Source organism: Escherichia sp. KTE96, assembly GCF_000408525.1.
GTDB lineage: Bacteria > Pseudomonadota > Gammaproteobacteria > Enterobacterales > Enterobacteriaceae > Escherichia > Escherichia marmotae.
In genome coordinates this window covers 2,139,886-2,163,820 of the sequence record NZ_KE137149.1, presented here as the reverse complement: position 1 = coordinate 2,163,820, position 23,935 = coordinate 2,139,886, and the positions used below count along the sequence as shown (strand labels likewise).

Genomic DNA, 23,935 nt, shown 5'->3' with positions numbered 1-23,935 from the left:
TTTCGACTCACCAGCTCCCTCTGTCAGACTGACCCAATTGTTATCAATGTTAACGAAATAAGAACAATTAGTTATAAGGAGAGAGTATGCGTGTCATTACCCTGGCTGGAAGTCCTCGCTTTCCTTCTCGCTCCAGTTCCTTACTGGAATATGCGCGAGAAAAGCTGAATAGCCTGGATGTGGAGGTTTATCACTGGAATCTGCAAAACTTCGCCCCGGAAGATTTGCTCTATGCACGTTTCGACAGCCCGGCCCTGAAAACTTTCACTGCACAACTGCAAGAGGCTGACGGGCTGATTGTCGCGACCCCCGTCTACAAAGCGGCTTATTCCGGGGCGTTAAAAACCCTTCTCGACCTGCTACCTGAACGCGCACTGCAAGGCAAAGTGGTTTTACCACTGGCAACAGGCGGCACAGTGGCTCATCTATTGGCGGTCGATTACGCACTCAAACCGGTACTAAGCGCTTTAAAAGCGCAGGAGATCCTGCACGGTGTGTTTGCCGATGACTCGCAGGTGATTGATTTCCAGCATAAGCCGCAATTCACGCCGAATCTGCAATCCCGTCTTGATGTCGCACTCGAAGCCTTCTGGCAGGCGTTGCACCGTCGTGATGTCCAGGTTCCTGATCTTTTCTCTCTACGAGGAAACGCCCATGCGTAACATATTTAAACTGGCGCTGGCGGGATTACTTAGCGTCACTACGCTCGCGGTTGCTGCGGAGTCTTCGCCTGAAGCGTTACGGATAGGTTATCAGAAAGGCAGCATCAGCATGGTGCTGGCAAAAAGCCATCAACTCCTGGAAAAACGCTATCCGCAAACAAAAATTTCATGGGTGGAATTTCCTGCGGGTCCGCAGATGCTGGAAGCACTCAACATCGGCAGTATTGATCTTGGCAGCACGGGCGACATTCCACCTATCTTTGCCCAAGTTGCTGGTGCGGATTTGGTATACGTCGGTGTCGAGCCGCCAAAACCAAAAGCCGAAGTCATTCTGGTGCCAGAAAACAGTCCCATAAAAACCGTGGCTGAACTGAAGGGCCACAAAGTCGCATTTCAGAAAGGTTCCAGTTCGCACAACCTGTTACTACGCGCACTGCAACAGGCCGGGCTTAAATTCACCGATATCCAGCCCACTTACCTGACACCTGCTGATGCCCGCGCGGCCTTCCAGCAAGGTAACGTAGATGCCTGGGCCATCTGGGATCCTTACTACTCTGCTGCATTATTACAGGGTGGTGTGCGGGTATTAAAAGATGGTACTGGTCTGAATCAGACCGGGTCGTTTTATCTGGCGGCCCGCCCCTATGCAGAAAAAAACGGTGCCTTTATTCAGGGCGTACTGGAGACCTTTAGCCAGGCCGATGCGTTAACCCACAGCCAGCGCGAGCAAAGTATCACCTTGCTGGCAAAAACGATGGGCTTACCGGCACCGGTAATAGCCTCTTATCTTGGCCACCGTCCTCCCACCACCATCAAACCAGTGAGTGCCGAGGTTGCCGCTTTACAGCAACATACTGCCGACCTGTTTTATGAAAATCATCTGCTGCCGAAAAAAGTCGATATTCGCCAGCGCATCTGGCACCCCACTCAACTGGAAGGAAAACAATTATGAGTCTGAATATATTCTGGTTTTTACCTACGCACGGTGACGGTCATTATCTGGGAACGGAAACAGAGTCTCGTCCGGTTGATCACGGTTATCTGCAACAGATCGCGCAAGCGGCGGATCGTCTTGGCTATACCGGCGTGCTGATCCCTACGGGCCGTTCCTGCGAAGATGCGTGGCTGGTGGCGGCGTCGATGATCCCGGTTACGCAAAGGCTGAAGTTTCTTGTCGCCCTGCGCCCTGGTGTAACGTCACCTACCGTTGCCGCCCGCCAGGCCGCCACGCTCGACCGTCTGTCGAATGGCCGTGCGTTGTTTAACCTGGTAACAGGCAGCGATCCACAAGAACTGGCGGGAGACGGCGTGTTCCTCGACCACAGCGAGCGTTACGCAGCCTCGGCGGAATTTACTCAGGTCTGGCGACGTTTATTGCAGGGAGAAACTGTCGATTTCAACGGTAAGCATATTCATGTGCGCGGGGCAAAACTACTCTTTGCACCGATTCAACAACCGTATCCTCCGCTTTACTTTGGCGGATCGTCAGACGTCGCCCAGGATCTGGCCGCAGAACAAGTTGATCTTTATCTCACCTGGGGCGAACCGCCAGCACTGGTAAAAGAGAAGATCGAGCAAGTGCGGGCAAAAGCGGCCGCACATGGTCGCAAAATTCGTTTCGGTATTCGCCTCCATGTGATTGTCCGCGAAACCAACGACGAAGCGTGGCAGGCCGCAGAACGGTTAATCTCCCATCTTGATGATGACACCATCGCCAGAGCACAGGCTGCATTTGCCCGCACGGATTCCGTGGGGCAACAGCGAATGGCTGCGTTACATAACGGCAAGCGCGACAACCTGGAGATCAGCCCCAATTTATGGGCAGGCGTTGGTCTGGTACGCGGCGGTGCGGGGACGGCGCTGGTAGGCGATGGTCCGACAGTCGCCGCACGAATCAACGAATACGCCGCGCTTGGCATCGACAGTTTTGTCCTCTCAGGATATCCACATCTGGAAGAAGCGTATCGGGTTGGCGAATTACTGTTCCCACATCTGGATGTTGCCATTCCACAGATTCCCCAACCACAGCCATTGAACCTGCAAGGCGAAGCGGTAGCGAATGAGTTCATCCCACGTAATGTCGCGCAAAGCTAAGGAAGAAAATGATGGCAACGCCAGTGAAGAAGTGGTTATTGCGCGTTGCCCCCTGGTTTTTACCGGTGGGCATCGTGGCGGTGTGGCAACTGGCCTCCTCGGTTGGCTGGCTGTCGACGCGTATTTTGCCCTCTCCGGAAGGAGTGGTGGCCGCGTTCTGGACGCTCTCGGCCAGCGGTGAGCTTTGGCAGCATCTGGCGATCAGCTCCTGGCGGGCGCTGATTGGTTTTTCGATTGGCGGATCGCTGGGGTTGATTCTGGGATTGATTAGCGGCCTGTCGCGCTGGGGAGAACGGTTGCTGGACAGCTCAATTCAAATGTTGCGCAACGTGCCGCATCTGGCGCTGATCCCGCTGGTGATTTTGTGGTTTGGCATTGATGAGTCTGCAAAAATTTTCCTGGTAGCGCTCGGCACGCTGTTCCCCATTTATATCAATACCTGGCACGGCATCCGTAATATCGATCGCGGGCTGGTGGAGATGGCGCGTAGCTATGGCTTATCCGGCTTGCCGCTGTTTGTGCATGTGATCCTGCCTGGTGCCCTGCCCTCAATTATGGTCGGCGTGCGTTTTGCGTTGGGCCTGATGTGGCTGACGCTGATTGTTGCCGAAACCATCTCTGCCAATTCTGGCATTGGTTATCTGGCGATGAATGCGCGGGAGTTTCTGCAAACGGATGTCGTCGTCGTCGCCATTATTCTCTACGCCCTGCTCGGCAAACTTGCTGACATTAGCGCCCAATTGCTAGAGCGTCTCTGGTTGCGCTGGAACCCGGCTTATCATCTGAAGGAGGCCACGGCATGAATACTGCCCGTCTGAACCAGGGTACACCACTGCTACTTAATGCGGTGAGCAAACATTACGCAGAAAATATCGTGCTGAATCAACTGGATTTGCATATTCCGGCAGGTCAGTTTGTGGCTGTTGTTGGTCGTAGCGGCGGCGGTAAAAGTACTCTGCTGCGTCTGCTGGCAGGGCTGGAAACACCAACCGCAGGTGATGTACTGGCGGGTATAACACCGCTGGCCGAGATTCAGGATGATACGCGGATGATGTTTCAGGATGCGCGTCTGCTGCCATGGAAATCGGTGATTGATAACGTTGGGTTAGGTCTTAAAGGCCAATGGCGCGATGCGGCGCATCAGGCACTGGCTGCTGTAGGGCTGGAAAATCGTGCCGGGGAATGGCCTGCCGCACTTTCTGGTGGGCAGAAACAGCGTGTGGCGCTGGCAAGAGCGTTAATTCATCGTCCGGGTTTATTGTTGCTCGATGAGCCGCTGGGCGCACTGGACGCCTTAACGCGACTGGAGATGCAGGATTTAATTGTGTCACTTTGGCAGGAGCACGGCTTTACCGTCTTGCTGGTGACGCATGATGTGAGCGAAGCGGTAGCGATGGCTGACCGGGTGCTGTTGATTGAAGAGGGAAAGATTGGCCTGGATTTGACGGTGGATATTCCTCGCCCGCGCCGATTAGGGTCGGTACGGTTAGCGGAACTGGAAGCGGAAGTGTTACAGCGGGTGATGCAGCGAGGGCATTCTGAACAACCAGTTCGGCGTCATGGTTAACATGCCAGATGCGACGTGAACGCCTTATCAGCCTACAAAACCAACAATTCCAACGGGTTTGTAGGCCTGATAAGACGCGCCAGCGTCGCATCAGGCACTTTTATATTAAGCCAGTGCTTTGGTGATCTTCTCGTAAAGATCGCCAGAGAGATTATCCAACCCTTTCAATTGTTCCAGCGCCGCACGCATTTTCTCCTGACGTTTGGCATCGTAACGTTTCAGGCGAATCAGCGGCTCAATCAAACGTGAAGCCACCTGCGGATTACGGCGGTTCAGATCGGTGAGCATTTCCACCAGGAACTGGTAACCACTGCCATCTTCAGCATGGAACGCTGCCAGGTTGCTGCCTGCAAACGCACCAATCAACGAACGAATACGGTTCGGGTTGCTCATGGTGAATGAGCGATGCTGTAACAGACCACGCACCGTCTCCAGCACATTCGCCGCTGGACTGGTGGCTTGCAGGATAAACCATTTATCCATCACCAGACCGTCCTGATGCCACCTGTCGTCGTACTCCTGCATCAACGCGTCACGGCACGGTAACTGCGCAGCAACCGCCGCCGAAAGTGCCGCCAGCGAATCGGTCATATTGTTCGCTTTATGGAACTGCTTACTCACTAACACGTCAGCCAGATGCGTTTCACCAAAGGCGAGGAAGCGCAGGCAGGCATTACGCAGAGTACGTTTCGCAATGTCTTCATGTTCAACACGATACTCACTCTGGTGATTGGCGTTATAGATAGCCAACAATTCATCCGCCAGTTCAGTCGCCAGTGTACGGGTGAGTGCTTCGCGAACTTCGGCAATGGCAATCGGATCGATGATATCGAATAGTTCCGCCATTTCATTGACAGAAGGCAGTGTCAGGATTTCTGCCGCCAGCGCCGGGTCGATCTTCTCATCGAGCAGCACAGCGCGGAAAGCATCTGCAACATGTGCTGGCAGCGATAACGGCTGCCCTTGTTGATGACGGGCGACATTCAGTTTGATGTACGTTGCCAGCAGACTTTGCGCCGCATCCCAGCGGGAAAAATCATTGCGCGCATGACGCATCAGGAAGGTCAGTTGCTGATCGCTCCATTTATATTCCAGTTTCACCGGCGCGGAAAATTCACACAGCAGCGCAGGCACCGGCTGGAAGTAGACGTTATCAAAAACAAAAGTCTGTTCCGCCTGGGTGACATTCAGCACTGAATTGACCGGATGACCGTCCTTCTGCAACGGGATTACTTTGCCCTCGTTGTCATACAACTCAATAGCAAACGGAATATGCAGCGGCAGTTTTTCTGCCTGATCTGGCGTAGCTGGCGTGCGCTGACTGATGGTCAGGGTGTACTGCTCAGTTTCTGGATCGTAGTCGTCTTTAACAGTCACAATCGGCGTGCCGGACTGGCTGTACCAACGGCGGAAATGAGAGAGATCGACATTTGACGCATCTTCCATCGCCTGGACGAAATCGTCACAGGTTGCCGCACTGCCATCATGACGCTCGAAATAGAGCTGCATCCCTTTCTGGAAATTTTCTTCGCCCAGCAGGGTGTGGATCATTCGAATCACTTCTGCGCCCTTCTCGTAAACGGTCAGGGTATAGAAGTTGTTCATCTCAATGACCATGTCCGGGCGGATTGGGTGAGCCATTGGGCTGGCGTCTTCCGCAAACTGCAACCCGCGCATGGTGCGCACATTGTTGATGCGATTAACGGCACGGGAACCCAGGTCAGAGCTGAACTCCTGATCGCGGAACACGGTTAAACCTTCTTTCAGGCTAAGCTGGAACCAGTCGCGGCAAGTCACACGGTTACCGGTCCAGTTGTGGAAATATTCATGGCCAATAACGCGTTCAATGTCGAGGTAATCTTTGTCGGTAGCGGTGTCGGTGCGCGCCAGTACATATTTGGAGTTAAAGATGTTAAGACCTTTATTCTCCATTGCGCCCATGTTGAAGAAGTCCACGGCAACGATCATATAAATATCAAGGTCATACTCCAGACCAAAGCGCTCTTCATCCCACTTCATGGAATTTTTCAGCGAGGTCATCGCCCACGGCGCGCGGTCAAGGTTGCCGCGATCGACATACAACTCCAGCGCCACTTCGCGGCCAGAACGCGTGGTGAAGGTGTCGCGTAGCACATCAAAATCGCCTGCCACCAGCGCAAACAGATAGCACGGTTTCGGGAACGGGTCCTGCCACTGTACCCAGTGACGTCCGTTTTCCAACTCACCTTGCGCAACGCGGTTACCGTTGGAAAGCAGGAACGGGTATTTGGTTTTATCGGCAATAATTTTAGTCGTAAAACGCGCCAGCACGTCCGGGCGATCGAGATAGTACGTAATGTGGCGGAAACCTTCGGCTTCACACTGGGTGCAAAGCGCATCGCCTGACTGGTAAAGCCCTTCCAGTGCAGTGTTGGACGCAGGGCTAATTTCATTAACGATCTTGAGCGTAAAACGCTCCGGTAAATTACTGATGACCAGTGCGCCCTCTTCTTCTTTCCAGGCGGACCACGGCTCATCATTAATATGAATAGAGACCAGTTTAAGATCTTCGCCGTCAAGACGAAGTGGAGCATCTGATGCACCATGACGGACAGCCTGGCTGATCGCGGTAACCACCGTCTTTTGCGCGTCCAGGTCAAAGGTCAAGTCAATATCAGTAATCTGGTAATCCGGCGCACGATAATCGTGACGGTATTTGGCTTGTGGCTGTTGAGTCATAAATAACCTTTAGCATCTTTTATAGAGTCAGGTGTTCAGTCTATTCCTGTTGTATAAATCTCGCTACGCAGAATCTTCATCTTTTCAGGTACAAACGCTTTTATTGCTACATTTTTATAACATACAGAGCGCAACGCCATCGACCATAAACGTGGCATATGGTGTGATCGGGGTTCAATAAATTGCGAAACAAGGTATACTCCAGCAGTTCCTGAAGATGTTTATTGTACTAAACGCTCCCGTACGAGGACGCTACTGCGCACCTATGACACAATTCGCTTCTCCTGTTCTGCACTCGCTGCTGGATACAGATGCTTATAAGTTGCATATGCAGCAAGCCGTGTTTCATCACTATTATGATGTGCATGTCGCGGCGGAGTTTCGTTGCCGAGGTGACGATCTGCTGGGTATTTATGCCGATGCTATTCGTGAACAGGTCCAGGCGATGCAGCGTCTGCGCCTGCAGGATGATGAATATCAATGGCTCTCTGCCCTGCCTTTTTTTAAGGCCGACTACCTCAACTGGTTGCGCGAGTTCCGCTTTAACCCGGAACAGGTCACCGTCACCAACGATAACGGCAAGCTGGATATTCGTTTAAGCGGTCCGTGGCGTGAAGTCATCCTCTGGGAAGTTCCTTTGCTGGCGGTCATCAGTGAACTGGTACATCGCTACCGCTCACCGCAGGCCGACGTTGCGCAAGCCCTCGATACGCTGGAAAGCAAATTAGTCGACTTCTCGGCGTTAACTGCCGATCTCGATATGTCGCGCTTCCATCTGATGGATTTCGGCACCCGCCGACGTTTTTCCCGCGAAGTCCAGGAAACCATCGTTCAACGTTTGCAACAAGAATCCTGGTTCGTTGGCACCAGTAACTACGATCTGGCGCGTCGGCTTTCCCTCACGCCAATGGGAACTCAGGCTCACGAATGGTTCCAGGCGCATCAACAAATCAGCCCGGATCTTGCCAACAGCCAACGTGCCGCACTTGCCGCATGGCTCAATGAATATCCCGATCAACTGGGAATTGCGTTAACCGATTGCATTACTATGGACGCATTCTTGCGTGATTTCGGCGTGGAATTTGCCAGCCGCTATCAGGGGCTGCGTCATGACTCTGGCGACCCGGTAGAATGGGGCGAAAAAGCCATCGCGCATTATGAGACGCTGGGAATCAACCCTCAGAGCAAAACGCTGGTTTTCTCTGACAATCTGGATTTACGCAAAGCGGTCGAGCTTTATCGCCACTTCTCTTCCCGTGTGCAATTAAGTTTTGGTATAGGTACACGCCTGACCTGCGATATCCCCCAAGTCAAGCCACTGAATATTGTGATTAAGCTGGTGGAGTGTAACGGTAAACCTGTGGCGAAACTTTCTGACAGTCCTGGCAAAACAATCTGCCACGACAAGGCGTTTGTTCGCGCACTTCGTAAAGCGTTCGACCTTCCGCACATTAAAAAAGCCAGTTAATATCATCAGGGAGCCATAACGGCTCCCTTTTTTACCTTTAATTCCGAAATCTTTCGCTGCATCTGCGAATTCTGCTTGTCTGATTGCGGATGCCAGGTAACATAGGTATCCCCCCATTTCACGGGTGGACAAGTGTTTATTTTTTCCGACTATTAACAGAGAGAATATTATGAGCGTTGTGCCTGTAGCCGACGTACTCCAGGGCCGCGTAGCCGTTGACAGCGAAGTCACCGTACGCGGATGGGTACGTACCCGCCGAGATTCAAAAGCTGGCATCTCCTTCCTCGCCGTTTATGACGGTTCCTGCTTTGATCCTGTACAGGCTGTCATCAATAATTCTCTGCCCAATTACAATGAAGACGTACTGCGTCTGACCACCGGTTGCTCGGTCATTGTGACGGGTAAAGTCGTGGCGTCGCCGGGCCAGGGGCAACAATTTGAAATTCAGGCCAGCAATGTTGAAGTCGCTGGTTGGGTTGAAGATCCAGACACTTACCCGATGGCAGCAAAACGCCACAGCATTGAGTATCTGCGTGAAGTCGCTCACCTGCGTCCACGTACCAACCTGATTGGTGCCGTTGCGCGCGTTCGCCACACGCTGGCGCAGGCACTGCATCGATTCTTTAACGAACAAGGTTTCTTCTGGGTTTCTACACCGCTGATCACCGCGTCCGATACCGAAGGCGCTGGCGAAATGTTCCGTGTTTCAACACTGGATCTGGAAAACCTGCCACGTAACGATCAGGGCAAAGTTGATTTCGACAAAGATTTCTTCGGTAAAGAGTCGTTCCTGACCGTATCAGGCCAGTTAAACGGCGAGACTTATGCCTGTGCGCTGTCTAAAATTTATACCTTCGGCCCGACTTTCCGTGCAGAAAACTCCAACACCAGCCGTCACCTGGCGGAATTCTGGATGCTGGAGCCGGAAGTCGCGTTTGCTAACCTGAACGATATCGCCGGCCTGGCAGAAGCCATGCTGAAATACGTCTTTAAAGCGGTTCTCGAAGAACGTGCTGACGATATGAAATTCTTCGCTGAACGCGTGGATAAAGATGCAGTTTCACGTCTGGAGCGTTTCATTGAGGCAGACTTCGCGCAGGTGGATTATACCGACGCGGTAACCATCCTCGAAAACTGCGGTAAGAAATTTGAAAACCCGGTTTACTGGGGTGTGGATCTCTCTTCCGAGCATGAACGTTACCTGGCAGAAGAACACTTTAAAGCGCCGGTAGTCGTGAAAAACTATCCGAAAGACATTAAAGCGTTCTACATGCGCCTTAACGAAGACGGTAAAACCGTTGCAGCAATGGACGTTCTGGCTCCGGGTATCGGTGAGATCATTGGTGGTTCCCAGCGTGAAGAGCGTCTGGACGTTCTGGACGAACGTATGCTGGAGATGGGCCTGAATAAAGAAGATTACTGGTGGTATCGCGATCTGCGTCGCTACGGTACTGTTCCACATTCCGGTTTTGGTCTTGGTTTTGAACGCCTGATCGCCTACGTGACTGGCGTTCAAAACGTGCGTGACGTAATTCCGTTCCCACGCACTCCACGTAACGCCAGTTTCTAATTTAACTTTTCCGAGAGCCAGCACCCGCTGGCTCTTTTTTATCCCCTTCTGTCAAGTTATCTGTTTGTTAAGTCAATCAATCTAATTGCAACCCTGCCAAAGCAATCTTCCTGTTACGGAATGTTTCTTTGCAACATTTGCGAACAAAAAATAACCCATAGCCTTATTGCGGATTAGTCATTTCTTATCTGATAGCACAATTTTTATACTTATTATTGGCTTTCTGGATGGCTGAAAGTGTATTAGAGAGAAGTCACAGAGAGAAATCATCAGAAAGAAAATTTCTGTTTAGTTAGATTTAATATAAGTAAATCATATACATATATAAGATCCGCCATAAATATCATTAAATCCTGGTGGAAATATGACGGTGTTCACAAAGTTCCTTAAAATTAATACTTGGTTACACATTTTTTCTTTTTGTAACTATATCTTTATCTTTGTAGCACTTTCACGGTAGCGAAACGTTAGTTTGAATGGAAAGATGCCTGCAGATACATAAAGACACCAAACTTTCATCAATAGCTCCGTAAATATTTATTGACGAAACTTATTGACGGCAGTGGCAGGTGTCATAAAAAAAACCATGAGGGTAATAAATAATGATGAAGCGCAACATTCTGGCAGTGATCGTCCCTGCTCTGTTAGTAGCAGGAACTGCAAACGCTGCAGAAATCTATAACAAAGATGGCAACAAAGTAGATCTGTACGGTAAAGCTGTCGGTCTGCACTATTTTTCCAAGGGTAACGGTGAAAACAGTTACGGTGGCAATGGCGATATGACCTATGCCCGTCTTGGTTTTAAAGGGGAAACTCAAATCAATTCTGATCTGACCGGTTACGGTCAGTGGGAATACAACTTCCAGGGTAACAACTCTGAGGGTTCTGATGCCCAAAATGGCAACAAAACCCGTCTGGCGTTCGCTGGTCTGAAATTTGCTGACGCTGGCTCAATCGATTACGGTCGTAACTATGGTGTTGTTTATGACGCACTGGGTTACACCGATATGCTGCCGGAATTTGGTGGTGACACTGCATACAGCGATGACTTCTTCGTTGGTCGTGTTGGCGGCGTTGCAACTTACCGTAACTCAAACTTCTTTGGTCTGGTTGACGGCCTGAACTTCGCTGTTCAGTACCTGGGTAAAAACGAACGCGACACCGCACGTCGTTCTAACGGCGACGGTGTTGGCGGCTCCATCAGCTACGAATTCGAAGGCTTTGGTATCGTTGGTGCTTATGGTGCTGCTGACCGTACAAACTTGCAGGAAGCCCAGCCTCTCGGCCAGGGTAAAAAAGCTGAACAGTGGGCTACTGGCCTGAAGTACGATGCGAACAACATCTACCTGGCAGCAAACTACGGTGAAACCCGTAACGCTACGCCGATCACCGGCGGCTTTGCTAACAAAACGCAAGATATCCTGTTAGTTGCACAATACCAGTTTGACTTCGGTCTGCGTCCGTCCATCGCTTACACCAAATCTAAAGCGAAAGACGTAGAAGGTGGTATCGGTGATGTTGATCTGGTGAACTATGTTGAAGTGGGCGCAACCTACTACTTCAACAAAAACATGTCTACCTATGTTGACTACATCATCAACCAGATCGATTCTGACAACAAACTGGGCGTAGGTTCTGACGACACAGTTGCTGTGGGTATCGTTTACCAGTTCTAATAGCAGACCTCTTTGTTAAATGCCGAAAAAACAGGACTTTGGTCCTGTTTTTTTTATGCCTTCCAGAGCAATCTCACGTCTTGCAAAAACAGCCGGCGTTTTCATCAGTAATAGTTGGAATTTTGTAAATCTCCCGTTACCCTGATAGCGGACTTCCCTTCTGTAACCATAATGGAACCTCGTCATGTTTGAGAACATTACCGCCGCTCCTGCCGACCCGATTCTGGGCCTGGCCGATCTGTTTCGTGCCGATGAACGTCCCGGCAAAATTAACCTCGGGATTGGTGTCTATAAAGATGAGACGGGCAAAACCCCGGTACTGACCAGCGTTAAAAAGGCTGAACAGTATCTGCTCGAAAATGAAACCACCAAAAACTACCTCGGCATTGACGGTATTCCTGAATTTGGTCGTTGCACCCAGGAACTGCTGTTTGGTAAAGGTAGCGCCCTAATCAACGACAAACGCGCCCGCACAGCTCAGACCCCTGGTGGTACTGGTGCGTTACGCGTGGCTGCCGATTTCCTGGCAAAAAATACCGACGTTAAGCGTGTGTGGGTGAGCAACCCTAGCTGGCCGAACCATAAGAGCGTCTTTAACTCTGCAGGTCTGGAAGTACGTGAATACGCTTATTACGACGCGGAAAAACATACTCTGGACTTCGACGCCCTGATTAACAGTCTGAACGAAGCCCAGGCTGGCGACGTGGTGCTGTTCCACGGTTGCTGCCATAACCCAACCGGCATTGATCCTACACTGGAGCAATGGCAAACGCTGGCGCAGCTTTCCGTTGAGAAAGGCTGGTTACCGCTGTTTGACTTTGCTTACCAGGGTTTTGCTCGCGGTCTGGAAGAAGATGCTGAAGGTCTGCGCGTTTTCGCAGCTCTGCATAAAGAACTGATCGTCGCCAGTTCCTACTCTAAAAACTTTGGTCTGTACAACGAGCGTGTAGGCGCATGTACGCTGGTTGCTGCGGACAGTGAAACCGTGGATCGCGCATTCAGTCAGATGAAAGCGGCGATTCGTGCGAACTATTCTAACCCACCCGCGCACGGAGCTTCGGTTGTTGCCACTATCCTGAGTAATGATGCGTTACGTGCTATCTGGGAACAAGAGCTGACTGATATGCGTCAGCGTATTCAGCGTATGCGTCAATTGTTCGTTAATACGCTGCAGGAAAAAGGCGCAAACCGCGACTTCAGTTTCATTATCAAACAAAACGGCATGTTCTCTTTTAGCGGTCTGACTAAAGAACAGGTACTGCGTCTGCGTGAAGAGTTTGGCGTGTATGCTGTGGCTTCCGGTCGTGTGAACGTAGCCGGGATGACGCCAGACAACATGGCTCCGCTGTGCGAAGCGATTGTGGCTGTACTGTAAGCATTAAAACCAATGAAGCCCGCTGTGAAAGCGGGCTTTTTTATGCGCCTTTACCAGACGGGAATTTCGTCTTGCAGGAAGGGGTTATGCAACCGTTCATAGCCGAGGGTGGATAACGGCCCGTGCCCTGGAATAAACGTCACATCATCGCCAAGCGGCAGCAGTTTATCTTTGATAGAGGAGATCAGTTGATTATGGTCGCCACGTGGGAAGTCACTGCGCCCTACTCCACCTTTGAAAATGACGTCGCCAGAAATCAGCAGTTTTGACTGATTATCAAAAAAGACCACATGACCCGGTGTATGCCCTGGGCAATGTAACACCTGTAAAGTCACATTCCCTATGCTGATCGTGTCGCCTTCATTCAGCCAACGATCCGGCGTCAGTGGCTGACACTCATCCAGGCCAAACATGCGGCTTTGCGCAGGCAAGCCTTGCAGCCAGAACTCATCTTCCTTTTCCGGACCAAGTACTGGCACGCCGTAATGTTTTGCCAGTTCCGCCGCTGCACCAACGTGATCCAGATGGCCATGTGTCAGTAGGATCTGCATCAGCGTCAGGCCGCTGGCATCAACTTCCTGTTTAATTTTTTCCGCATCACCGCCAGGATCAACCAGTGCTGCCAGGCGAGTTTGTTCACACCAGATCAATGAGCAGTTCTGGGAGAATGCAGTGACCGGAATAATACGATAATTCATACTGCCCCTGTTTCGTTAAGCGATTGCTACCAGTGCCGTGCAGGTCCGGTATCAATATGCACAAAGTTACTACGTGGGTAATATCCTACACCACCTGCGCGCATAGATAACGCGGCTTTGCGAATATTGCTTAACGCGACGCCTTCAATATGGAAATCCATCGCCTGGCCTTTGGTGTGATAGCTTTTCTTCGCTACTCCACGGCTGTGTGCGCGTAATTCATTATTGGTGTCGATAGAACGGTAACCAGAAATTAACTGTACCGGCTTGCGAGTACCTAACAGGCCTTGCAGGCGATACAACTGGTCGAATAATCCTGGATCGATGGACTTTATTTTGTTCGCGCGGAAATCGCGGAAAAAATGGTTTAGTTTTGCCAATTCTTCCTGAATATAGCCTCTGCCATCGAAAAACTCCGCTTTAATTGACTCTCCAGTATGGAGATTGTTGAGTGTCAAAATACGCGGGCGTGGGGTGGAGAGTGTCGCAAACGCAGGGGTCGGCAAGATGGCAGCACCAAGTGCAACGCCACCAAGCGCCAGTAGTTTGCGGCGATTAGCGTCGAATTTGTCCATGGTAATCAAGTCTACAGGTCAATGTTATCGTTTATATGCACTTCTGGCGCACAAGAGTGCACCTTAACCGCCCATAAAGCTAACGTCAAGGTGACTCAACCCCAGCAGTGATGGGGGCTACAAGGAATAGCCCCCAATCATGCCAATTATTACGACAACTGATTTCCCCGAACTACTTCATTTACCTGATTAATTGTTCCGCTTTCGATACAATTTGCGAGCTGGATCGCGCAGGCAGATCATAATTGTAAATATCTGTACGATATTGAGTACGCCCATCTGCGCCGACAAATGCTGTCAGGTAGTAGAGATTAACCGGGATAGACTGACGGATATTGACGTAACGGGTATCTCCCTGCTTCAGAGCATCGGAAATACGCTTGTCATTCCAGCCTGCATCCTGCAACAGCATGTTTGCCAGATCGGATGCCTTATTCACCCTCACACAGCCAGAGCTCAACGCACGCGTATCACGCTTGAACAGATTGTGATTAGGCGTGTCATGTAAGTAGATAGCGTCTGAACTCGGCATATTAAATTTATACCGTCCTAGCGAATTTCGTGGGCCTGGAGCTTGCTGAAAGCGGAACGGTAAATTCGACGCGGTAATCGTCGACCAGTCAACCTGCCACGGGTCAATTGCTTCTTTGCTGTTCCAGCCACGCATCACCGTATAGCCATGGCTTTCCAGATAGCCCGGATCATTACGCACTTTCGGCAGAATATCTTTGCGTGCCAGCGTCGGCGGTACGTTCCACGGCGGATTCACTACCACATTGTTTAAGGCACTGCTCATCATTGGTGTTTTGCGGTCAGGACGGCCGACAATCACCCGCGAGTCCAGCACCTGATTACCGTTCTGGTAATAGACCAAAGAATAGGCCGGTATATTGACCATGATGCCGGTAGAAAGCTCCGCAGGCAGCAAACGTAAACGCTGGATGTTGAGCGCCAACACACCTGCACGCTGTGCAGGTGTCACATTGAGCCAATCACGTGTGGCTGGACCAATAGCACCATCTGCCCCCAATCCTTGCCATGCCTGAAAACGTTTAACCGCTTCAACAAGCTCATTATCGTAGGCGGCACGTACAGTTGGCTTAGGTTTACTAAGAAACTTTGTTTGCTTTTCCGCAGTTTCGACGGCAACGGCAGATGGGCTAACGACTGCATCAGCGGGTGTTTCATCGCCAGGCAGCGTAATTTTCGGCCCACCATCGAGCATACCTGTGCGCTGCAATATTTCGCGCAGTGCTGGTACGTCATTACTCCACTGGCCAGGACGCAACGTTGCTTTACCGGTCAGTTGTGGCCACGGTTTGGTATCACTGAGCAAGGTCAGTAAAGATTCATGCATCGCGGCATATTGCGGATGCTGCGGTGCCAGTCCTGCAACAAACGTTGGCAATTGGCCATTATTTAGCGCCACCTGCCATTGGTTAATGACCGAGAGCGGTGGTGTTGAGAGTGCATAAGGTTTACTGCTGTATAGCCAGCGCGTGCCTTTGACCGGAATGTTAGCAACGAAATGAAGGTAACCCAGCATTGCATCCGACAACACTACGTCACGTGCCAGACCGTTAACGCCTGGGTCAGTCAGTAACTCTACCCATTTATTAAACTGCGGCTGAAAACCGGCAATCGCCACTTCCGCCAGTTGCTGCTGGAAAGCTTTAACCGCATCACGGTTTTCCCACATCGGCTGCATATCACGTGCGGCATACAGCAGTTGAAGCTGGTTAAGATAAACCGGCTTATAACCTGCGGGTAATTGAGATTCGATTTGTGTGCGAGCGTTTTCCGCCGCACCCTCTGGTAGCGGTTGGATCCCCGCCATAATTGCCGTCGCTTGCGCTTGCGGCAGTACATCTCCCTGTTCGCTGACAGCCACCGGGCTGTCGCCAGGGATTACTTCAGGCTCATCAGCCTGCACACTGAACAGTGGAGCGAATGTTACGGCCAGACAAAAACTTATTGCCGAAAGCCGACGACCACACATCATGTTAAGCAACATCCCTTGCCCCCTGTTTTTATCATACTTTGAATAGCCAGGCTGCTTTTCTCTACTTGCCTGTACAACGCCAATACTCACGAAAGTATGACGAGCAAGCCTGTTACTTATCAGGCTTACCTTCAGTATATAAACGTCGATACGTTTTTACACAACCTAATGTAAAGAAGTTTAAAGAAAAGCGCACCGTAATGCGGCATTTTTTTAGTGCAGAAACGGAGTTTTCGAAAAAAAAGGCGACATCGCTGCCGCCTTAATCTTAACTTGCCTGGGAAGACGCTTCGTCAGTTCCTGGAAGCGTTTCAGGAAGCTGCGGCGCAAAGCCACGCAAACCAACCACATGTACGTGTTCGGTATTCTGGAATACCTTACGCACCAGTTTGTAGGTGGTGCCTTTTTCCGGACTAATATTTTCTGGTGCCGCGATGATGAGCTGCATTTGCAAACGCTCACACAATTCAAACAACGTGGCGATAGAACGGGCATCCAGGCGCGCTGCTTCATCGAGGAACAGCAGACGACAAGGAGAAATATCTTTACCGCGCAGACGACGGGATTCATCTTCCCAGCTCTGTACCACCATCACCAGAATCGACATCCCTGTACCGATGGCCTCACCCGTTGACAACGCGCCTGACTCCGCACGCAGCCATCCATCGGAACCACGGTTAACTTCAACTTCCATCTCCAGGTAGTTGCGATAATCCAACAGCTCTTCACCAATGGTCTGCGGCGTGCGCTGCCCCATATCAATTTGCGGGTTAAGGCGCTGATACAGTTTCGCCAGCGCTTCCGAGAAGGTCAGACGGTTGCTGTTAAACAAATCCTGATGTTGTTCATGCTGTTCAGAAAGCACATCCAGCAACATGGCGTGCGTTTCACGCACATTCACGTTCAGACGTACGCTGTTCACCTGGCCGAACGACACGTTCTGCAAGCCCTGGTTAAGCATACGGATACGGTTCTGTTCGCGCTGAATGGTTTTGCGAATAATGTTCGACACACTGCGGGAACTGATCGCCAGTTTCTGCTCACGGGAGGTTAATTCTTCGGTCAGACGGCTAAGTTCGATCTCCATCTGCTCGATAGCTTCTACCGGATCATCGGTACGAATAATATCCTGGCGGATTCGTTCGCGCAGATGCTGGTAAACCGCCACGAAGAACTGGATTTTACGTTCCGGACGTTTTGGATCTTCCGACATACGCAGCACGTCGCGTAGATGTTCGTTATCCGCTACCGCCAGACGCAGCGCACCTAACGCCTTATCCGACATGGAACGCAAATCATCAGCAGAAAGATAAGCCAGCTCACGACGGTGCAAGCGGCGTTCGACGCCGTTGTCTTTCACCATGCGCATTACCGCGCACCAGCCCGCTTTGGCGGTCACCACCTGCTCGCGCATCTCGTGATAATCACGCTCCAGCTTGCGCAGTTTACGGGTCAGGTTGTCCATCTCCGCTTCGCAGAAGGTGAGCGCTTTTTCCAGTTGGTTGCGACGGGAACGGTTATTACTGAGTTGCGCATGTAGCTCGTCACGGCGAATACGCGCGCGCTCTTCTGCGCCGCTATCGGCACGCACACCGATATCCTGCAATTCGCGTTGCAGATCGTTAAGCAGTTCTTTTTTAGTGTCGTAAGAACTTTTCAGCGATGCCAGCACCTGATTGTACTGGTTCAACTGTGTAGCATGACCACGCAGTGCTTCACGAGCACGGGTACGCTCTGCTTCCGCATGTTCCAGACGTTCACGCAATTTTTCGTTGAGATCGCTGTTACCACTGAGCATTTCTGCCGAGTCGGAGTAGCTAAAGTGTGCGCGACGCTGCACCACTTCCGTCAGGGCAAATGCCTGCTGACGGGCATCGCGCTGCATCTGCTGGGAGTATGCGTAATCTTCTTTTAACTGTTCAAACTGTTCCGGATCGCTTTGCAACACTGAAACGATCGGCTCCAGTTTCGCCAGTTGATTACCGAACTGCTGAACAAAACGCGCCGCTTCCTGGGCTTCATCCAGACGTTCGCGGATTTCATCGACGCGATCTGCCAGCGTATCGTCAGCCAACAGGTTAAGGCGCGGCAGGATGCGGTTAAGCGCTGTCACGCCCTCTTTCGCCTGCTCAAACTGAATGCGTTGCTGCTGGTTATCATTTTCATGATTACTCAACGCCCGCTCCAGTTCGACGCGGCGGCTGTTCAGTTGACGGATTTCAGCTTCCGGATCGGACTCAAATGCCACCGCCAGATGGCTGCCGATAAAGCGACTGAAAGCCTGATGCAGGCGCTGAGTTTTCTGTACATCAAAGGAGAGCGTGGCGAAGCGTTCGGAAAGCACTTCACGTTCGGCATGAAGGCTTTCAATACGGCTTTCGCGCGCCGCACGACCAAACAACGGCACTTCAGGGAAGCGCGAATAACGCCACTGACGGTCGGCAATTTTCACCACCACCGCTTTTTCCAGTTCATCAACGCTGAACACGCTGTCATCGAATGACTGCGGATCACCTTCGATCAGATAGAGATCTTCCGGGCAATCGGTTAAACCTTCCAGTTGTTCGGCAATCTGCGACAGATCGGGCACTACGATGGCGTGACGAGAGGGGCCATACAGCGCCGAGAAGTACGGCGCGTCTTCCAGGCTAACGTCGTCATAAATTTCTGACAACAGCACGCCGCCAAAACGTTCCGCCAGCGCATTCAGGCGCTGATCTTCAGAGCCCCCCGGCTGACTTAAACGCTCGATCTCTTCGTCAACGGCGTTTTTGCGCGCGCCCACTTCGTCACGTTCAACAATCGCCTCGCGCTCGCGCTCCAGCAACTGTTGCATGTATTCAGTGACGTCCTGACTGGAGGTGAACTCTTCACCGCACTGCTCGCTCAACTGATTGAGGCTGTTTTGCGCAGCCAACCAAACCGGCGCACGCTGCATCAGACTCTGAATGCGTGATTGCAGTTGTTCCTGTTCCTGACGCAGCGCCATGCGCTCTTCACGGGCATTAGACACGCTGTCAGAAAGGGAGGCAATGCGTGCTTCCAGTTCCTGATGCAGGGCTTCCAGTTCATCGATATCAAAGTTCTTGCCCTGGCGTTTGCAGAAATCCGCCAGCAGGCGCTCGGCTTCCTGTTGCTCACGCAGGCGCTGTTCCAGTTCGCTTAAGCGCATCCGCAGCGGCTGAACCTGTTCTGCAAGGTGACGTTGTTCGACCCCTTCGCGCAGCAGTTCACGAGCAACATCCCACGCTTCGTTACGCGCCAGCGGACCGTTAATGGCTGCGACTAACTGATAAGCCTGCTCAAACTGGCTATGCGCGGTTTGTGCCATGCTCATTTTCTGCTCAAGAGAGAGCATTTTTTCGGTGGCTTCCAGCTCTTTCGCCTGGAAGGTTTCCAGCCACTCGGCGGCGCTGTCGGCAGTTAAGTCCGGCAAATGACACAGTTCTTTAGCGCGGTTAAGTGCAGTAATCGCCTGGTTGTACTGGATCGCGCGCGTTTGCTGGACGTCCAGTGCCTGCTGGTAGTCAGCAAGCTGGTTTTTCAGCTCGTCCACTTCCAGTTCGGCGGCTTCCGCGCGCGCTTCATTCTCTTCCTGACGTTCGATGGCCTCTGCCACCACTTCGTTTTGCTCTTCGAGACGGATCTGCAATTCATCGAGATCCGCTTCGTAACGTTCGATCTTTTCCTGCTGACGCAGTGCGGTTTGCACGAGGTTCAGGTGATCGCTGGCTGCCTGATAATCTGCTTCCAGATCGCCTTCCGCACCGTTGTGCTCTGCCAGTTCACGCGCCATATCGACGTGTTTGTACTGCTCCGCCGCCAGTTGCTGACGAGAAGTGTGTAGCTCACGACGAAACTCTAGTGCCTTATCCAGATGAACGCGACGTTCGTTGGCGTGACGCATATAGTCCGCCGCCACATAGTTGGTGGCTTCACTGATCAAATGCTTAAACAGGTCGCGATCGGACTGCGTTACACGAATCGCTTCCAGCGTCATGCGGTTTTCACGCAGCGCTGCTTCCATATCCTGGAACGCTTTACGCACGCCGCTGTTTTCTGGCAGCAGATAGTCACGCAGAGAACGGGTAATGGCACTGGAAATACCGCCGTACAGTGAGGCTTCGATCAGACGATAGAATTTACTACGATCAGACGCCGAGCGCAGACGACGCGCAATGATGCCCAGATCGAACATCAGTGAATGGTAATCGGTGATGGAATTGAACTGCTTAAACTGCACGCCTTCCATCGCTTCGAGCTTCTCTTTCAGCTCATTAAGCGGCAGCACGCGCGCCTGGCGTTCGTTCAGGGTTTCTGTCACCAGTTGCGTCGGCAGCACCGACATCGGTAGCCCCTGAATCGCAAACGGTTTGATATCCACTTTACGATCGCGCCCGGCAACCTGTTGCAGACGCACACCGACCACCACGCGCTGATGGCGCGAGTTGATGGTGTCGAGCATCGAATAACAGACGCCCGCTTTTAGCTTACCGTGCAAACCTTTATCGCGCGAACCACTGGTGGCCCCGGCTTCCGTGGTGTTACGGAAGTGCAGCAGGGTCAGGTCAGGAATAAGCGCCGTAACAAACGCCGCCATAGTGGTGGATTTACCTGCACCGTTACCGCCGGAAAGCGTTGTGACCAGCTCATCGAGGTCAAAGGTACGGGCAAAAAAGCCGTTCCAGTTAATCAGCGTCAGTGAGCGAAATTTACCGCGTTCAATCATTATTCTTCCTCTCCGCTATCTGGCTGATTCTCTTCGGTTTCGTCGTTGAGTTGCAGGTGATTTTCCAGCGGCATTGCTTCACCATCGCGAATCAGGCGACGTTGGGCTTCGCGCGGATCGTCACCAGCACGCACATCCGCACCAAAACGGAACACCGATTCTGTAATGCGGAACTTGCTGCTGTCGTGGCCCATAAACCACACCATGCCCAAACGACGCAGACGATTTAGCGAAGAACGTACTTTTTCCTGCAACTTCTGGCGGTCAACGTCTGAACCGGTAGAACGGTTGTTTACCAGTTTCAGCAGTTTCGCTTCGTCAGCCAGGGTGAGCAGTTCGTCATACAGTTCCTGCTGAGTAAAGATCCCCTCGTTCGCCAGCCGTTCCGGGCTGAGATAGAGATAACAGAGGATTTTCCCAACCATCATATCCAGTTCGGACAACACGGAACGAGGGATCAACGTGGTGGAACGTGGACGCAAATAGAAGAAACCTTCCGGCGCGCGAATAAGCTCAACGTTATAACGCGCGTAAAACTCTTCCAGGTATTCCTGAAAATCCATCAGGAATGCATGGTTGTCCAGTTCGTCAAGACCGATATGGCGACCTGAACGTAAGGCGCTATCCAGCGCCGGAAATAACGGATTCGCCAGCGCTTGCGCCAGCTTAACCGGCATCACTTGTTCAATATTTGTCGATGACATGCGCCTGTACCTTGGCTCCGTAATCATTAATCGGCTGCCATTTCGCTGGCAGTCCGGTGAAGTCTGCTTGCGCTACGCCGAGGCGTACCGCCTGATCAATAACAATGCGCGCAACATCAAAGTGACGCGCACGCGGATACTGCGCCAGATATTCGCGTACCACCAGACCAAGATCCAGCGGCACTTGTCTGGTTTTATAAACGGCGAGCTGCTCTTCGATGATTGCCGCCAGTTGTTCGCGGATCTCGTTAAACTCTTCGTACTCTAAATCTGGCGGAAGTTCCCCGGTCACTTCTTCGTCACGCAGTGCCATCTCTTCGTCACGCATATCCAGCAGACGATCGGCATTGGCGTAAGTCAGCGCCCACGGGTCATCAAAATAGGTTTGTACCGACTGACGTAATCGCTGGGCAAAGACACGGTTTTTATCCATATCGATCGCGGTACGGATAAATTTATGTACGTGGCGGTCATAACCGATCCATAAATCGATGGATTGCTGACCCCAACTGATAATACGGTCGAGTTTGCTTTGCAGGTCGTACACCAGACGATCGACAAAATGCAGATCGTCATGGGTCATGGTCGCATCCTGGATGCGCAACAGGTTAGCCTGTAATTTGTCGCCCGCCGCTTCCAGCGTATCTTGCAATTCACGCAGCGTACCAGAGGTTTCCGAAAGCAACATTTCACAGCTTGAGATCGCCGCCCGCCAGTCTTTATTCAGTAACTGGGCGATATCGTCTTTCACCTGTTGCTGCTGTTCGTCCATCAGACGTTGCGTCAGGTCGATACTGTCGAAAATTTCTGCTACCGAGTATTTCAGCGGCGCATAGACGTTACGGTGCCAGTGAAACTCATCGCCGCCCTCTTCTGCCGCATCCGCCGCACGCTTCAGTTCGCCTGCTACGATCGACAATTGCATAGAAAGACGCAGCGTAGAAAACTCGCGCTGACGGATGTAGTAATCAGTAATGCCGATGCCGAGCGGCGTCAGACGGTAAATGGCGTTCCCTTCCGCCTGTTCGCTTGTAAAGCGGTTCAGCAGACGTTGACGCACCATATCGTTGATCGCGTTGTTGGCGCGCACGCCGATGGTTTCGCTGGTTTGCTCAAACGCATCACTCACGTGGCGGAATGCATCCACCAGCTCACCTTCACTCATCTCGCCGTCCAGACGCTCGCCGTTCAGCGTGGCCACCGCCAGCAGAAAAGAGAGACGGTCTACCGGCAGCGAGATGGAGAAGTCATTTTTTCTGGCCCAGGCAACCAGTTCGGGGACTGTCTGGGAAAATTCACTCATACTTTATCCTTGCTCTGCGGTTTGCGCGCGGTGACATGAATATAACGCCCCAGGCTAATGTAAGGTTCCTGACGGCAATAACGCGTTTCTAATTCAAGTAATGCTTCGTAGCAATCGCGCTGTTGGTGCTTTTCACGCAGATAATCATGAAACACGCGAACGCCGGTCTTGCCGGTAATTTGCCAGCCAGCTTCTTCCAGCCACTGATATACCTGCGCCGGATCGCGCGGAGAGTCTGGCGAAAGCGTCCGTTTTTTCTTTTTCGGCATTCCCGCCTGCACGTAATCAAAATTCCCTGCAACCATGTTGTGCATCAGCAAACCGTGCGCATTGTAGAACATTAACGACAACATGCCTCCTGGGCGCAACACTGACCACAGAGTCTGTAACACGCTACGGGGGTCAGCGACCCACTCCAGCACCGCATGGAACAATATCAGATCAACGGGCGTTTCCAAATGCGAAGCAACATCCTGAGCAGCGCAATGTATAAATTGCATGTTGCCACTCACACCTTTTGCTTCTGCCGCCTGCTTTGCGCGGTCGATCATCTGCGCAGAAAGATCGCATAAAATGACCTGATGCCCACGCCCGGCCATTTTGATCGCCGTCTGCCCTTCACCACCGCCAGCATCCAGCACTCGCAATTTTTGCGAGCCTATTTCCGCCAGCACACGATCGAGATCCTGCCACAGAATAGCCTGTCGAAGCTGTCCTTTGGTGGTGCCGTAAATGTTACGGGAAAACTTTTCCGCAATATCATCAAAATTGCGATCCTGCATTGCTTTCTCCAC

General features: G+C 51.8%; 17 protein-coding genes. 9 read left to right on the top strand and 8 right to left on the bottom strand.

Annotation, left to right across the window (positions count from 1 at the left end; all coding sequences use genetic code 11):
• Positions 1–86: 86 nt before the first annotated feature.
• The 5 genes from ssuE to ssuB are packed head-to-tail and all read left to right on the top strand — an operon-like array spanning position 87 to position 4,323.
• The gene (ssuE, locus tag A1WG_RS04635; protein WP_001516126.1) at positions 87–662 is read left to right on the top strand and encodes an NADPH-dependent FMN reductase; all 576 of its coding nucleotides are present in this window, start codon (positions 87–89) and stop codon (positions 660–662) included.
• The gene (locus tag A1WG_RS04640) at positions 655–1,614 is read left to right on the top strand and encodes a sulfonate ABC transporter substrate-binding protein (RefSeq protein WP_016242623.1); all 960 of its coding nucleotides are present in this window, start codon (positions 655–657) and stop codon (positions 1,612–1,614) included. The genes ssuE and A1WG_RS04640 overlap by 8 nt, the downstream gene beginning before the upstream one ends.
• Positions 1,611–2,756, top strand: coding sequence for an FMNH2-dependent alkanesulfonate monooxygenase (ssuD, locus tag A1WG_RS04645; protein WP_001516124.1), 1,146 nt, complete (start codon positions 1,611–1,613; stop codon positions 2,754–2,756). The genes A1WG_RS04640 and ssuD overlap by 4 nt, the downstream gene beginning before the upstream one ends.
• A gap of 11 nt (positions 2,757–2,767) precedes the next feature.
• Positions 2,768–3,559: an aliphatic sulfonate ABC transporter permease SsuC gene (ssuC, locus tag A1WG_RS04650; RefSeq protein WP_000235185.1), complete on the top strand. Its 792-nt coding sequence runs from the start codon at positions 2,768–2,770 to the stop codon at positions 3,557–3,559.
• Positions 3,556–4,323 (top strand): aliphatic sulfonates ABC transporter ATP-binding protein, encoded by a 768-nt coding sequence (gene ssuB, locus A1WG_RS04655; protein ID WP_001516122.1) that lies wholly within the window; start codon positions 3,556–3,558, stop codon positions 4,321–4,323. The genes ssuC and ssuB overlap by 4 nt, the downstream gene beginning before the upstream one ends.
• A gap of 105 nt (positions 4,324–4,428) precedes the next feature.
• Here the strand turns inward: ssuB and pepN are convergent, their stop codons facing one another.
• Positions 4,429–7,041, bottom strand: a complete 2,613-nt coding sequence (pepN, locus tag A1WG_RS04660; RefSeq protein ID WP_000193796.1) for an aminopeptidase N — start codon at positions 7,039–7,041, stop codon at positions 4,429–4,431.
• A 265-nt stretch (positions 7,042–7,306) separates the two neighbouring features.
• Here pepN and pncB point away from each other — a divergent pair, with 265 nt between their 5' ends.
• The 4 genes from pncB to aspC all read left to right on the top strand — a co-directional run bounded on the left by pncB (position 7,307) and on the right by aspC (position 13,130).
• The gene (pncB, locus tag A1WG_RS04665) at positions 7,307–8,509 is read left to right on the top strand and encodes a nicotinate phosphoribosyltransferase (RefSeq protein WP_016242622.1); all 1,203 of its coding nucleotides are present in this window, start codon (positions 7,307–7,309) and stop codon (positions 8,507–8,509) included.
• 169 nt (positions 8,510–8,678) lie between these two features.
• Positions 8,679–10,079 carry an asparagine--tRNA ligase gene (gene asnS / locus A1WG_RS04670; protein WP_000117892.1) on the top strand — a complete coding sequence of 467 codons (1,401 nt, stop codon included), beginning with the start codon at positions 8,679–8,681 and terminating at the stop codon, positions 10,077–10,079.
• Between the two features lie 602 nt (positions 10,080–10,681).
• Positions 10,682–11,755 carry a porin OmpF gene (gene ompF, locus A1WG_RS04675; RefSeq protein ID WP_000977929.1) on the top strand — a complete coding sequence of 358 codons (1,074 nt, stop codon included), beginning with the start codon at positions 10,682–10,684 and terminating at the stop codon, positions 11,753–11,755.
• A gap of 184 nt (positions 11,756–11,939) precedes the next feature.
• Positions 11,940–13,130: an aspartate transaminase gene (gene aspC, locus A1WG_RS04680; protein WP_000462674.1), complete on the top strand. Its 1,191-nt coding sequence runs from the start codon at positions 11,940–11,942 to the stop codon at positions 13,128–13,130.
• A 50-nt stretch (positions 13,131–13,180) separates the two neighbouring features.
• Here aspC and gloC read toward each other — a convergent pair whose 3' ends face one another.
• The 7 genes from gloC to cmoM all read right to left on the bottom strand — a co-directional run bounded on the left by gloC (position 13,181) and on the right by cmoM (position 23,923).
• Positions 13,181–13,828 carry a hydroxyacylglutathione hydrolase GloC gene (gene gloC, locus A1WG_RS04685; protein ID WP_001109447.1) on the bottom strand — a complete coding sequence of 216 codons (648 nt, stop codon included), beginning with the start codon at positions 13,826–13,828 and terminating at the stop codon, positions 13,181–13,183.
• Positions 13,829–13,854: 26 nt separating this feature from the next.
• The gene (locus A1WG_RS04690; protein WP_001516120.1) at positions 13,855–14,403 is read right to left on the bottom strand and encodes a peptidoglycan L,D-endopeptidase MepK; all 549 of its coding nucleotides are present in this window, start codon (positions 14,401–14,403) and stop codon (positions 13,855–13,857) included.
• A gap of 181 nt (positions 14,404–14,584) precedes the next feature.
• Positions 14,585–16,417, bottom strand: a complete 1,833-nt coding sequence (gene ldtD, locus A1WG_RS04695; protein ID WP_000925970.1) for a L,D-transpeptidase — start codon at positions 16,415–16,417, stop codon at positions 14,585–14,587.
• 256 nt (positions 16,418–16,673) lie between these two features.
• Positions 16,674–21,134, bottom strand: a complete 4,461-nt coding sequence (gene mukB, locus A1WG_RS04700; protein WP_000572625.1) for a chromosome partition protein MukB — start codon at positions 21,132–21,134, stop codon at positions 16,674–16,676.
• On the bottom strand, positions 21,134–21,838 hold the full coding sequence (gene mukE, locus A1WG_RS04705) for a chromosome partition protein MukE (protein ID WP_001516119.1): 705 nt from the start codon (positions 21,836–21,838) through the stop codon (positions 21,134–21,136). The genes mukB and mukE overlap by 1 nt, the downstream gene beginning before the upstream one ends.
• Positions 21,819–23,141, bottom strand: coding sequence for a chromosome partition protein MukF (mukF, locus tag A1WG_RS04710; protein ID WP_001288861.1), 1,323 nt, complete (start codon positions 23,139–23,141; stop codon positions 21,819–21,821). The genes mukE and mukF overlap by 20 nt, the downstream gene beginning before the upstream one ends.
• On the bottom strand, positions 23,138–23,923 hold the full coding sequence (gene cmoM, locus A1WG_RS04715; RefSeq protein WP_001516118.1) for a tRNA uridine 5-oxyacetic acid(34) methyltransferase CmoM: 786 nt from the start codon (positions 23,921–23,923) through the stop codon (positions 23,138–23,140). The genes mukF and cmoM overlap by 4 nt, the downstream gene beginning before the upstream one ends.
• Positions 23,924–23,935 lie beyond the last annotated feature (12 nt).